General features: G+C 65.0%; 10 protein-coding genes and 1 riboswitch. Of the genes, 6 read left to right on the top strand and 4 right to left on the bottom strand.

Annotation, left to right across the window (positions count from 1 at the left end; all coding sequences use genetic code 11):
• Positions 1 to 163 precede the first annotated feature (163 nt).
• From ACFY9W_RS20120 to ACFY9W_RS20110, 3 genes are all read right to left on the bottom strand, one after another.
• A complete protein-coding gene (locus ACFY9W_RS20120) occupies positions 164 to 1,183 on the bottom strand; it encodes a branched-chain amino acid aminotransferase (protein WP_027916771.1) in 1,020 nt (339 codons plus the stop codon).
• A gap of 491 nt (positions 1,184 to 1,674) precedes the next feature.
• Positions 1,675 to 2,034, bottom strand: a complete 360-nt coding sequence (locus tag ACFY9W_RS20115; protein ID WP_391133623.1) for a hypothetical protein — start codon at positions 2,032 to 2,034, stop codon at positions 1,675 to 1,677.
• Positions 2,031 to 2,408, bottom strand: coding sequence for a glyoxalase superfamily protein (locus tag ACFY9W_RS20110; RefSeq protein WP_391133620.1), 378 nt, complete (start codon positions 2,406 to 2,408; stop codon positions 2,031 to 2,033). Before ACFY9W_RS20110 ends, ACFY9W_RS20115 begins: the two co-directional genes overlap by 4 nt.
• 101 nt (positions 2,409 to 2,509) lie before the next feature.
• Positions 2,510 to 2,724: riboswitch (cobalamin riboswitch) on the top strand.
• Positions 2,725 to 2,823: 99 nt separating this feature from the next.
• On the opposite strand from ACFY9W_RS20110, the gene cobW reads away from it, so the two are divergent.
• From cobW to ACFY9W_RS20090, 4 genes are all read left to right on the top strand, one after another.
• Entirely contained in the window at positions 2,824 to 3,891 is a 1,068-nt protein-coding gene (gene cobW, locus ACFY9W_RS20105) for a cobalamin biosynthesis protein CobW (protein WP_391133617.1), read from the top strand.
• Between the two features lie 3 nt (positions 3,892 to 3,894).
• Positions 3,895 to 7,656 (top strand): cobaltochelatase subunit CobN, encoded by a 3,762-nt coding sequence (cobN, locus tag ACFY9W_RS20100; RefSeq protein WP_391133614.1) that lies wholly within the window; start codon positions 3,895 to 3,897, stop codon positions 7,654 to 7,656.
• Position 7,657: 1 nt separating this feature from the next.
• Positions 7,658 to 8,668 carry an AAA family ATPase gene (locus tag ACFY9W_RS20095; protein WP_391133611.1) on the top strand — a complete coding sequence of 337 codons (1,011 nt, stop codon included), beginning with the start codon at positions 7,658 to 7,660 and terminating at the stop codon, positions 8,666 to 8,668.
• Positions 8,669 to 8,769: 101 nt separating this feature from the next.
• A complete protein-coding gene (locus tag ACFY9W_RS20090; RefSeq protein ID WP_391133608.1) occupies positions 8,770 to 9,336 on the top strand; it encodes a VWA domain-containing protein in 567 nt (188 codons plus the stop codon).
• Between the two features lie 106 nt (positions 9,337 to 9,442).
• Here ACFY9W_RS20090 and ACFY9W_RS20085 read toward each other — a convergent pair whose 3' ends face one another.
• Positions 9,443 to 9,709: a hypothetical protein gene (locus ACFY9W_RS20085; RefSeq protein WP_013972506.1), complete on the bottom strand. Its 267-nt coding sequence runs from the start codon at positions 9,707 to 9,709 to the stop codon at positions 9,443 to 9,445.
• A 342-nt stretch (positions 9,710 to 10,051) separates the two neighbouring features.
• Between ACFY9W_RS20085 and ACFY9W_RS20080 the strand changes: the two genes are divergently transcribed.
• Positions 10,052 to 11,377, top strand: coding sequence for a sigma 54-interacting transcriptional regulator (locus ACFY9W_RS20080; RefSeq protein ID WP_391133605.1), 1,326 nt, complete (start codon positions 10,052 to 10,054; stop codon positions 11,375 to 11,377).
• 137 nt (positions 11,378 to 11,514) lie between these two features.
• Positions 11,515 to 12,657, top strand: coding sequence for a MexC family multidrug efflux RND transporter periplasmic adaptor subunit (locus ACFY9W_RS20075; protein WP_391133602.1), 1,143 nt, complete (start codon positions 11,515 to 11,517; stop codon positions 12,655 to 12,657).
• The last annotated feature ends 11 nt before the right edge of the window (positions 12,658 to 12,668 follow it).

The following is a 12,668-nucleotide window of genomic DNA, read 5'->3' as shown; positions in this document are numbered from 1 at the left end:
TCTCTGGCAGGCTGATTCGTGCCTGGATGTTGCTGAGAGAGGCCGTGGGCTTTTCTACTGAAAATTTGCCTCCGGCCATAGAATCTCCCACAGGGCCGCGAATGTCAAAAAAAACGGGGCATGCCATTGCTGGCATGCCCCGCTTTCATTGCGCCAAGGCGCCTCAGGCGACCTTGACGATCCAGCCTGCCGGTGCTTCGACATCGCCGCTCTGGATACCGGTCAGCTCGTTATAGAGCTTCTGGGTAACCGGGCCGACCTTTTCCAGGTCGTGGAACACGTGCAGCTTGCCGTTGTACTCGATACCGCCGATCGGGGTGATCACCGCCGCGGTACCGCAAGCGCCTGCTTCAATGAAGCGGTCCAGCTTGTTGATTTCCACGTCGCCTTCGATCACGGTCAGGCCCAGGCGCGATTGCGCCAGTTCCATCAGCGACAGGCGGGTGATGCCTGGCAGTACCGAGGCCGATTTCGGGGTGACGAACTCGTTGTTGGCGGTAATGCCGAAGAAGTTGGCCGAGCCGACTTCTTCGATCTTGGTGTGGGTCAGCGGGTCGAGGTAGATGGCGTCGGCGAAGTTGGCTTTCTTCGCTTCAGCGCCCGGTTGCAGGCTGGCGGCGTAGTTGCCACCGACCTTGGCCGCGCCGGTGCCTTGTGGGGCGGCACGGTCGAAGCTGGAGATCTGGAAGTTGTGCGGCTTCATGCCGCCCTTGAAGTACGAGCCAACCGGGATGGCGAATACCGAGAAGATGAACTCGGGGGCGGTGCGCACGCCAATGTTGTCACCGGTGCCGATCACGAACGGGCGCAGGTAGAGGGCGCCTTTGCCGTGCGGTGGCACGAACTTTTCGTTGGCCTTGACCACTTGCTTGCACGCTTCGATGAACACATCGGTCGGCACCTGCGGCATCAGCAGGCGGGCGCAGCTGCGTGCCATGCGGGCAGCGTTCTGGTCCGGGCGGAACAGGTTGATCGAGCCGTCCTTGCAGCGGTAGGCCTTCAGGCCCTCGAAGCACTGCTGGCCATAGTGCAGGGCAGTGGAGCCTTCACTGATGTGCAGGACGTTGTCTTCGGTCAGGGTGCCCTTGTCCCACTCGCCATTGCGCCATACGGACAGGTAGCGTTTGTCGGTCTTGATGTAGTCGAAACCCAGCTTGTCCCAGTTAATGCTTTCGTTGCTCATGACACCCTCATTGTCTTGCAAGTGCCCGATCGCTCGGGCTGCTGTTATATGCGCACCACGCCACCATAATACATCCGTGGCAGATCGGGAACGGCCAGTCACGAATTGATAGCCTGCAATGCATTTCTTGCGTGTTCGGCGCAACATTTTCAGCGCCTGTAAGATCGAGCACCGCCCGTGCGGCGCTTCGCGGGGCACGCCCTGATGCCAGTCAGTCAAGCAATCTGGGGCCGCGTTGCGGCCCATCGCCGGCAAGCCAGCTCCCACAGGTACGGCGCATGGCTTGAGTTCAGTGCAATCGGTGTCGGAGCAACTGTCTTGCTTCAATTTCTAAAAGCTGGCGCGAATCCCTGTGGGAGCGGGCTTGCCCGCGAACACCGGCAAAGCCGGTGCCATCCACCGCGCAGGATCCTTCGCGGGCATGCCCGCTCCCACAGGGACCGCGCGGGCGGCGCTCGATCTCATGGGCGCAGCAAACTTTCGCCCTACGCTCAGCGCCCCTTCAAGCGTTTGGCCCAGTCCCCGCCGTGGCTCTGCTGGCAGGCTTCTTCACTGTCAAACCGCACATGCCACGCTGGATGGTCCAGCTGTATGCCAGCCTGCTCCAGCGCCAGCCCGGTCAGTGCCAGCATGCGCACCTTGGCGTCACCCGCCACGGCAGCCGCCTTGTCGGCTTCTTGCTCGAACACCCAGGTGATGCGCAGGCTGGCCGGAAAATCCTCAGGATCAAGCCGATGGGTCAGCCAACTGAAACCGACGATTTCCGCCTTGGCGGTTTCGCAGGCTTCGGTCAGGCATGCGACCAGCTCTCGCTCCAGCCTGGCCATTTCACGTTTGCCCATGGCCTTCAAGGGTTGGCCTCGTCATCGATCTGCTGGCAAAAGCGCAAGCGGTTGCCGAACGGGTCGTACACCTGCATCTGCAATCCCCAGTCCAGGCGCTCGGCCTCGGGCCGGGCATAGCCGTACTGTTTATCCTGCAGCTCACGTTCCAGCGCGCGCAGGTCGTCGATGCGGGCGAACACGGTGGAGCCGGGGCAGGCATCACCGTGGTGCTCGGAAAGGTGCAGTATCAGCCCGTCGCGATGAATCTGCACGTACAGGGGCAGGTCCGGGCTGAAGCGGTGCTCCCAGTCCAGGCTGAAACCGAGGAAATCAAGGTAGAACTCCTTGGCCTTGTCGACCGAGAAGATGCGCAATACCGGTATGGCAGGGGCGAGGTGCATGGGGGCGTCCGTGGCCGTGGGTGAGGGTGCCACTGTAGCGCAGTTGCGCGCCTAGTGGTCAGCCAGCCAACCGCAACGGTTGACCACCCGCCAGCCACTGCGTAGCCTTGCCACTTCGAGGTTCTTCGGCCAGGCCGAAGCTAAGACGGGAACGCGGTACAAGCCGCGGCTGCCCCCGCAACTGTAAGCACCGACAACGGATCGACACAGCCACTGCGCACGCGCGCGGGAAGGCGTCATCCCGCCACAGCCTGCTTTATAAAGGGCAAATGGAACGGTGCAAGCCAGGAGACCTGCCTCGCAACGTTTTCGACTTTCAACCGGGCGGGGTGATCCGGTGGCGAACAAGCCCGGCCGGCCTGGCCCGCGGCTGTCGTCCTGCATGCCCGCGCCATACTGCCAAGGGCAATGCGACATGAAAACACTGGCCAAGCTACCCGTCACCATCGTCACCGGCTTCCTCGGCTCGGGCAAGACCACCTTGCTGCGCCACATGCTCGACAACGCCCAGGGCCGCCGCATTGCGGTCATCGTCAACGAATTCGGCGAACTGGGTATCGACGGCGAAATCCTCAAGCAGTGCAGCATCGGTTGCACAGAAGAAGAGGCCAGTGGCCGCGTCTACGAGCTGGCCAATGGCTGCCTGTGCTGCACCGTGCAGGAAGAGTTCTTCCCGGTCATGCGTGAGTTGGTGGCACGCCGTGGCGACCTGGACCACATCCTGATCGAAACCAGCGGCCTGGCGCTGCCCAAGCCACTGGTGCAAGCCTTCCAGTGGCCGGAAATCCGCAACGCCTGCACCGTCGACGCAGTGATCACCGTGGTCGACAGCCCGGCCGTGGCCGCTGGCACCTTTGCCGCCTACCCGGACCAGGTCGATGCCCAGCGCAAGCTGGACCCTAACCTGGACCATGAATCGCCACTGCACGAACTGTTCGCCGACCAACTGGCCAGCGCCGACCTGGTGGTGCTGAACAAGGCCGACCTGATCGACGCCGAAGGCCTGGCCAAGGTCCGCGCCGAAGTGGCCGAGGAACTGCCGCCGGCCGTGAAGGTGATCGAAGCCAGCAGCGGCAAGCTGCCACTGGAAGTGCTGCTGGGCGTGGGCGCCGAATCCGAGGCGCATATCGATGGCCGCCGTACCCATCACGACTCGCACCACGACGGCGACGACCACGACGACCATGACCACGACGCCTTCGATTCCATCTCCATCGACCTGCCAGAGGCCGACGAAAGCCTGCTGCTCGACGCCCTGACGCAGCTGGTGGTGGAGTTCGGCGTGCTGCGCGCCAAAGGTTTCGCCGCCATCCCGGGCAAGCCGATGCGCCTGCTGGTACAAGGCGTGGGTACCCGTTTCGACAAGCACTTCGACCGCGCCTGGCGCGCCGACGAGCCGCGCCTTACCCGCCTGGTACTGATCGGCCAGGACCTGGATGCTGCCCAGCTGGAAGCGCGCCTGCGCCAGGCCCTGGGCGCCTGACCCATGCACCTGCTGCGGACCCAGCCCGGCGGCTTCGTGCCGGATGACAGCATTGCCGACCTCGGCCAGACACCCGCCGAGCTGGTGATTCTCTGCAGCGGCGATTCACACCTGGCATTGCTCGCCGACACTGCCGAGCAATTGCCCGAAGGCTACCCCAGCCTGCGCCTGGCCAACCCGATGCAGGTGCAGAACCACGCCTCGGTCGACTTGTATGTCGACCAGGTGCTGCGCCATGCCAAGGTCATCCTGGTGTCGCTGCACGGTGGCGTTGGCTACTGGCGCTATGGCGTCGAGCAACTGGTCGAGCTGGCCGCCCGTGGCGTGCAACTGATTCTGGTGCCGGGTGATGACCGCCCGGACCCGGAGCTGACCTGCCTGGGCAGCGTCACCGGCGAGCAGGCCGAGCGCCTCTGGCATTACTTGCGCCAGGGCGGCAAGGCCAACGCCATCAACCTGTTCAACTGCCTGGCCAACCAGTGGCTGGGCCGCGACTATGCCTGGGACGAGCCGCAACCGCTGCCGCGCACCGCCGTGTATCACCCGGCCAAGGGCAGTGCCGTGCTGGAAGACTGGTACCCGCACTGGCACCCCGAACACCCGGTGGCGCCGTTGCTGTTCTACCGCTCGCACTTGCAGGCGGCCAATACCGCGTTCATCGATGTGTTTTGCCAGCGGCTCCAGGCTGCCGGGCTGAACCCGCTGCCGATTGCCGTGGCCAGCCTCAAGGAAAGCGCTTGCCTGGAGCAGGTCGAAGCCTGGCTGGACGAGGTCGGTGCCGAGGTGCTGGTCAATACCACCGGTTTTGCCTTGTCCAGCCCCGAGCGGCCCAACCTGCGCCCGTTCCGTCGTGACATCCCTGTGCTACAGGCCATTTGCGCGCAAGACAACCAGCCCGGCTGGGAAGCCAGCGAGCAGGGGCTGGGGGCTCGCGACCTGGCGATGCACATTGCCTTGCCTGAACTGGACGGGCGCATCATCACCCGGCCCGTCAGTTTCAAGGACATGGCCTGGCGCAGCGAACGCAGCCAGTCTGATGTGGTGTGCTACCGCGCCCACCCCGAACGCATGGACTTCGTTGCCGAACTGGCCCGCCGCTGGGTCGAGCTGGCGCGCCTGCCCAATGCCCAGAAACGTGTGGCCCTGGTGCTGGCCAACTACCCGACCCGCGATGGCCGCATTGGCAATGGCGTCGGCCTGGACACGCCCGCTGCCGCCCTGAACATCCTCAAGGCGCTTCAGGCCGAGGGCTATCCGCTGGCGAGTCTGCCGGGCAGTGGCACGCAACTGATCCACCAGTTGCTTGGTGGCGTTACCAACGACCTCGACCACCTCGACCTGCGCCCCTGCGCCCAGAGCCTGAGCCTGGCGGACTATCAGGCCGCGTTCGAGCGCCTGCCGCAGGCCAACCGCCAGGCCGTGCTGGAACGCTGGGGGCCACCCGAGCAGGACCCGATGTACCGCGGCGGCAGGCTGATGGTTGCCGGCCTGCGCTATGGCCTGACCTTCGTCGGCATACAGCCGGCCCGGGGTTATCAGGTAGACCCCAGCGCGGTGTACCACGACCCGGACCTGGTGCCGCCGCACGGCTACCTGGCGTTTCACTTCTGGTTGCGCCATGCCTTTGCCGCCGATGCGGTGATCCATGTGGGCAAGCACGGCAACCTCGAATGGCTGCCCGGCAAGGGTGTCGGCCTGTCGGCACAGTGCTGGCCGGACGCTTTGCTCGGCCCGCTGCCGAACATCTACCCGTTCATCGTCAACGACCCGGGCGAGGGCGCTCAGGCCAAGCGTCGCACCCAGGCAGTGATCATCGACCACCTGATGCCGCCCCTGACCCGCGCCGAAACCTATGGCCCGCTGCGTCACCTGGAACAGCTGGCCGACGAGTTCTACGAGGCGCAGATGCTCGACCCGCGGCGAGCCCGGGAGTTGCAACGCGACATCCTGGAGCTGGTCAAGGCCAACCACATCGACCGTGAACTGCAACTGGAAGGCCAACTGGACGATGCTGCCGTGTGGCTGCCGCGCCTGGACACCTACCTGTGCGACCTGAAGGAATCACAGATTCGCGACGGCCTGCACGTGTTCGGCCAGTCGCCTGAAGGCCGCTTGCGCCTGGATACCTTGCTGGCGCTGCTGCGGGTCGAGCGTGGCGACGGGCGCGGCGGCAATGCCAGCCTGCTGCGGGCCTTGGCCAAGGCGCTGGTGCCAGGTTTCGACCCGCTCGATTGTGAACTGGGGCAGCCGTGGCAGGGTGCATGCCCAGAGCAGTTGCAGGCCATGAGCAGCGACCCCTGGCGCACCTGTGGGGATACCCGTGAGCGCCTTGAGCTACTGGCGCTGCACGTGATCGGGCAGGCGCTGGAAGGCAACGCACAGCTACCTGCGCTGAGCGAATGGCAGCCGGTGCACGATGTGGTCAAGGCCTTGCGCGACGTGGTCGCTCCCAACCTAGACGCCTGCGGCACGGCCGAAATGAACGGCTTGCTGGCAGCGCTGGCCGGCCGCTTCGTACCGGCCGGCCCCAGCGGTGCGCCCAGCCGTGGGCGCCTCGACGTGCTGCCCACCGGGCGCAACTTCTATACCGTGGACGTGCGCAACCTGCCCACCACCACGGCGTGGCGCCTGGGCTTTGCCTCGGCCAACCTGATCCTCGAACGCCACCTGCAGGACCACGGCGACCACCTGCGCCAGCTCGGCCTGTCGGTGTGGGGCACGGCGACCATGCGCACCGGCGGCGACGACATCGCTCAGGCCATGGCGCTAATGGGCGTGCGGCCGGTGTGGGCCACCGGCAGCCAGCGCGTCGACGACTTTGAAATCCTGCCGCTGAGCCTGCTCGACCGCCCGCGGGTGGACGTGACCTTGCGTGTTTCCGGCTTTTTCCGCGACGCCTTCGGCAACCTTATCCGGCTGTTCGATGCAGCCGTGCAGGCAGTCGCAGCACTGGACGAACCCGACGACCTCAACCCCCTGGCCGCACGGGTACGCAGCGAACGTGCGGCGCTGCAAACCCAGGGTGTGGACGCCGAGCAGGCCGCGCGCCAAGCTGGCTGGCGGGTGTTCGGTGCCAAGCCCGGTGCTTACGGTGCCGGGGTACAGAATGCCATCGACGGGCGCCTGTGGCACAGCCGCGACGACCTGGCCGAGGTCTACCTCAACCATGGTGGTTACGCCTACGGCGCCAGTGACGAAGGCACCCCGGCCCGCGCACAGTTCGCCCAGCGCCTGGCCAAGGTGCAGGCGGTGCTGCAGAACCAGGACAACCACGAGCACGACCTGCTCGACTCCAATGACTACTACCAGTTCCAGGGCGGCATGCTGGCCGCGTCGGAAACCTTGTCCGGTGCAGCAGTGGCCAGTTACCACGGCGACCACAGCCAGGCCGACCGGCCACGCATCCGCACCCTCAAGGAGGAGCTGAACCGGGTGATCCGCGCCCGTGCGCTCAACCCCAAGTGGATCGACGGGGTCAAGCGCCATGGCTACAAGGGTGCTTTCGAGATGGCGGCGACGGTCGACAACCTGTTCGCCTTCGACGCCACCACGCACCTGATCGACGACCATCATTACCAGGGGCTGGCCGATGCCTATGTGCTCGACCCGGCTACCCGCGACTTCATGCGCGAGCACAACCCCGAGGCCCTGCGCGACCTTACCGAGCGCCTGCTGGAGGCCCAGCAGCGTGGCCTGTGGCAGGCGCCGGGCGACTACCGCGAGGCCCTTGAGGCACAACTGCTCGACGGCGAGGAACAGGCTTGAAATGAGTGAACCCGTACAATTCCCGCTGGCCGCAGTGGTCGGTGCCGACGACCTGAAACTGGCGCTATGCCTGACGGCCATCGACCCCAGGATCGGCGGCGTGCTGATCGAAGGGCCACGCGGCATGGCCAAGAGCACCCTGGCCCGTGGCCTGGCGGATCTGCTGGGTGAGGGCCCTTTCGTCACCTTGCCACTGGGCGCCAGTGAAGAGCGGCTGGTCGGCACCCTGGACCTGGATGCCGCGCTGGGGCAGGGCCAGGCACAGTTCTCACCTGGCGTGCTGGCCCAGGCCGACGGGGGCGTGTTGTATGTGGATGAGGTCAACCTGCTGCCCGATACCTTGGTCGACCTGTTGCTCGACGTGGCGGCCAGTGGCACCAACCGCATCGAACGCGATGGCATCTCGCATCGGCACAGCGCCCGCTTCGTGCTGATCGGCACCATGAACCCGGAAGAGGGCGAACTGCGCCCGCAGTTGCTTGACCGGTTTGGCCTGAACGTGGCCCTCGAAGGCCTGCCCGAGCCTGAAGCCCGCCAGCAGATCATACGCCGTCGGCTGGCCTTCGACAGCGACCCGCAAGCCTTCTGCGCGCAATGGGCTGCGGCCCAGGCGCAATTGCGCGAACGCTGCCAGGCGGCGCGCCATGCCTTGAATGGCATTGCCCTGGATGATCAGGCGCTGGCCTGGATCACCGAGCGCTGCTACGCCGCGGGTGTCGACGGCCTGCGCGCCGACCTGGTCTGGCTGCGGGCCGCGCGCGCCCATTGCGCCTGGCGCGGTGGTGCGGCCATCGAGGAAGCCGATGTCGATGCCGTGGCCGAGTTTGCCTTGCGCCATCGCCGGCGCGTCATGCCCCAGGCCAACCCGCCGTCGGCACCGCAACAGCCCGAACAGCAGGGTGCAAGCAACCCCGGCGAACAGGGCGGGCAGGGTGACTGGGGGGCATTGCCGGCACAGCCAGTCGCCAGCGGCGCGCGGCGTGAGGTGCCGAACTGGGCAAAAAAGCCCTGAGCATTCGCCAGCCACCTGCCAAAGGGGCGGATGCCAGACCAGGCGCGGGCAAGCAGGCCGGGGCCAGCCGTGGCCGGGCGCGCAGTGCAGCGGCCGGGCGAGTGGCCTGGCTGCCGACATTGCTCAAAGGGCGGCCACGCCTGCGCCAGGACTTATGCTGGCAACTGCGCCAGGCCAAACCCGCAGAGCTGTGGCTGGTGATTGTCGATGCTTCGGCCTCGACCCGTCGCCACCAGGCGCTGGCGCAGACCAAAGGGCTGCTGGCGGCCCTGTTCGACCAGGCCTATCGCCAGCGCGCCCGGCTGGCCCTGCTGACCGCCAGCGGGCGCACGCCACAATGGCAGCGCCACGGCCTGAAGGCCTCGGCGGCCCTGCAGCCCTGGCTGCAAGCCCTGGGGGCAGGTGGCGGTACGCCGCTGATCGCAGCACTGGAACAGGCACGGCACTGGCTGCAGGCACGCCAGCGTGCCCACCCGGATGAAGCGGTGCGTTGCCTGGTGTTTACCGATGGTCGCCTGCAGCATTGCAACGCCGTACAGCCCATGCCCTGCGCAACGTTATTGGTGGATATGGAACTGGCGCCCGTTCGCCTTGGGCGCGCACAGCGCCTGGCTGAGCAATTGCAGGCCGATTACCAGCACTTGCAGCAATTCAAAGTCCTGGACTGAATCGTATTGGCGCGACACTATGTCGCAATATAAAAAGTTGCCAGGGCAGCAACTTTGCATTCGAACAAGTGCGTGGCGTTGCACGCACTTGGTTTGCCGGGTGCTATTACTTCGGCATCGACCATGGTTGCAGGTCGTAACCTTTTTCGCACAGTTCGGCGCGCACTTCCTCAATCAGGCTGGCCCATTGGGCAGGGTCGGAATAGATACGCGAAGACACCTGCTTGCTGCCGATGCGGGTGCTGGTCCGGTCGATCACTGCCAGGCTCAGCTCACCAGTACCGTTGGGTGCATCCCAGGCTACGCACTGGAAAGGTTCGAAGGCGTGGTCGGCAATCAGCAGTGCTTCGTTGACACGGAGCGGGGCATTCATGGTTCGGTCTCTCTATGGTCCCAAACATCGAAGTTAAGTCCGCGTTGCTTCAAAGTCGCCTCATTCATCGCGAAGTGCAGCGCGGGGTTATGTGTACTGATGCTCGTTGTCCGGGGGCAAGTCACACATTAGGTGTAAAATTTTTTGTCAGGGTCGAATCCGTTGTTGTCTGCGCCGCCATGTGATGTCGATAAAACGCGAAAATTCCCGTGGCCCTTTGTAAAAAAATGCGTCGGCAGACAGACGGTACTGGGAACTGTCAACTTCGTTGCTACTGTTTAACAGGCGCCACAACTTGCTGTTTTACTTCATAAAACCAAAAACTGGCGCCAAGGATCGGTCATGCTACAGCTTGCCGCGCAACGCCGTCTGCTCATCGTCGACCCCTGCGACGACTGCCACCGTTTGTTGCCTGGCCTGCGAAACGCAGGTTGGGATGTAGACAGCTGCATGCTCGGCGCGGCGCTGGATCATCCTTGTGATGTGGGCTTGTTGCGCTTGCAGGCTTCGCACCTGAGGCAACCGGATGCGGTCAAGGACATGATCAAGCGCAGTAACACCGAATGGATCGCCGTGCTCAGCGCCGAACAGTTAAGGATGCCGGCATTCGGCGATTTCGTCTGTGAATGGTTCTTCGATTTCCACACCTTGCCGTTCGATGTCTCCCGTGTGCAGGTTACCCTGGGCCGGGCCTTCGGCATGGCGCGCCTGCGTGGCAAAGGGGCCGCCAAGGTGGATGAATCCACCCACGAACTGCTGGGCGAAAGCCGCCCCATTCGAGAGCTGCGCAAACTGCTGGGCAAGCTGGCGCCCACCGAGTCGCCCGTGCTGATCCGTGGTGAAAGCGGTACCGGCAAGGAACTGGTGGCCCGTACCCTGCACCGGCAGTCGCAACGCAGCGAGCAGCCGTTCATCGCCATCAACTGCGGCGCCATTCCCGAACACCTTATCCAGTCGGAACTGTTCGGCCATGAGAAAGGCGCCTTTACCGGGGCCCACCAACGCAAGACCGGGCGCATCGAGGCGGCCCATGGCGGCACCCTGTTTCTTGATGAAATCGGTGATCTGCCACTGGAGTTGCAAGCCAACCTGCTGCGCTTCTTGCAGGAGAAGCATATCGAGCGGGTGGGCGGCAGCCAGCCGATCCCGGTGGATGCACGCGTGCTGGCCGCGACCCATGTGGACCTGGAAAGGGCCATCGAGCAGGGGCGTTTTCGTGAAGACCTGTATTACCGCTTGAATGTGTTGCAAGTGGTGACCGCGCCGCTGCGTGACCGGCATGGTGACTTGTCGATGCTGGCCAGCCATTTTGCCCATTTCTACAGCCTGGAAACCGGGCGTCGGCCACGTTCGTTCAGCGACCATGCCCTGGCGGCCATGGGCAGGCATGACTGGCCGGGCAACGTGCGTGAACTGGCCAACCGCGTACGACGCGGCCTGGTGCTGGCCGAAGGCCGACAGATCGAGGCGCAGGACCTGGGCCTGCTGACGATTGACCAGGGGCAACAGCCGCTGGGTACGCTGGAAGAATACAAGCAACGGGCCGAGCGCCAGGCGTTGTGCGACGTGCTCAACCGGCACAGCGATAACATGAGCGTGGCGGCCAAGGTGCTGGGGATATCGCGGCCAACCTTTTACCGGTTGCTGCACAAGCACCAGATCCGCTGACCTGCGCGGTCCTGCAGGGATCGAGCAGGCTTCAGGCTTCACAATTATTAACAAAGTATCAAATGAGACAAAATTGACTCATTTTGCGCTCATGCCTATCATCCGGGCCGTTTTTCCATTTAAAGCCCGGGTGAATCATGAGCAACTTGCGTGCAATAGGAATGGCCAGTTGCCTGGCGGTGGCAGCCGTCCTGGCCGGCTGCGGCGAAGCTGAAGCGCCGCCGACCGAGGCGCAGAACGCCTTTCCAGTCCAGACCGTAACGGTCGCCAGCGAACCCCTGACCCTGGCGGCAACCCTGCCCGGCCGGGTCGAACCCATGCGCGTGGCCGAGGTGCGTGCCCGGGTGGCAGGCATCGTCCTGCACAAGGGGTTTGAAGAGGGCGCCGACGTCAAGGCCGGCGACGTGCTGTTCCAGATCGACCCGGCACCGTTCAAGGCTGCACTGGCCCGCGCCGAAGCCGACCTGGCCCGGGCCCAGTCGGTGGTGTTCGAAGCCCAGGCGCGGGTGCAGCGCTACCAGCCGTTGGTGAAGATACAGGCCGTCAGCCAGCAGGATTTCGACACTGCCAGCGCCAACCTGCGCAGTGGCCAGGCCGCCGTGCGTTCGGCCCAGGCTGATGTCGAGACTGCACGCCTGAACCTGGGCTACGCCACGGTCAAGGCGCCGATTTCCGGGCGTATTGGCCGGGCGCTGGTCACCGAAGGTGCGCTGGTGGGGCAGGGCGACGCCACGCTGATGGCGCGCGTGCAGCAACTGGACCCGATCTACGTCGATTTCACCCAGTCCGCCGCCGACGCCCTGCGCCTGCGCCAGGCGCTGAAGGACGGTGCACTGGCCGCCGGCGACCAGCAGGCCCTGACGGCCCGGGTAGAAGGCACTGACTACGAGCGCCAGGGCGCGCTGATGTTCACGGATATCGCGGTGGACCGCGGCACCGGCCAGGTCACCCTTCGCGGTCGCTTCGACAATGCTGATGGCATCTTGCTGCCGGGCATGTATGTGCGCGTGCGCACCCCCCAAGGCACCGACAACCAGGCCATCCTGGTACCGCAGCGCGCCATTCAGCGCGGCAGCGACGGCGAGGCCCGGGTAATGCTGGTGGGCATCGGCGGGGTTGCCGAGGCGCGCAGTGTGCGCACAGGTGTCATGCACGGCGCCCGCTGGCAGGTCACCGAAGGCCTGCGGCCAGGTGACCAGGTGATCGTCGGCAGCCCTGCCGGCCTGGCCCCGGGCATGCCGGTAACACCGGCCCCGGCGCAACAAGCCGCCGTGCGTTAAGGCGAGGGTAA

Source organism: Pseudomonas sp. NPDC008258 (assembly GCF_042956345.1).
In the GTDB taxonomy this organism is placed as follows: Bacteria; Pseudomonadota; Gammaproteobacteria; order Pseudomonadales; family Pseudomonadaceae; genus Aquipseudomonas.
This window is presented reverse-complemented; position numbering and strand designations above follow the sequence as displayed.

Coding starts and splice junctions, on each gene's coding strand:
- ACFY9W_RS20120 (WP_027916771.1), bottom strand. CDS start 1,183: ATGAGCAACGAAAGCATTAACTGGGACAAGCTGGGTTTCGACTACATC.
- ACFY9W_RS20110 (WP_391133620.1), bottom strand. CDS start 2,408: ATGCACCTCGCCCCTGCCATACCGGTATTGCGCATCTTCTCGGTCGAC.
- cobW (WP_391133617.1), top strand. CDS start 2,824: ATGAAAACACTGGCCAAGCTACCCGTCACCATCGTCACCGGCTTCCTC.
- cobN (WP_391133614.1), top strand. CDS start 3,895: ATGCACCTGCTGCGGACCCAGCCCGGCGGCTTCGTGCCGGATGACAGC.
- ACFY9W_RS20095 (WP_391133611.1), top strand. CDS start 7,658: ATGAGTGAACCCGTACAATTCCCGCTGGCCGCAGTGGTCGGTGCCGAC.
- ACFY9W_RS20085 (WP_013972506.1), bottom strand. CDS start 9,709: ATGAATGCCCCGCTCCGTGTCAACGAAGCACTGCTGATTGCCGACCAC.
- ACFY9W_RS20080 (WP_391133605.1), top strand. CDS start 10,052: ATGCTACAGCTTGCCGCGCAACGCCGTCTGCTCATCGTCGACCCCTGC.
- ACFY9W_RS20075 (WP_391133602.1), top strand. CDS start 11,515: ATGAGCAACTTGCGTGCAATAGGAATGGCCAGTTGCCTGGCGGTGGCA.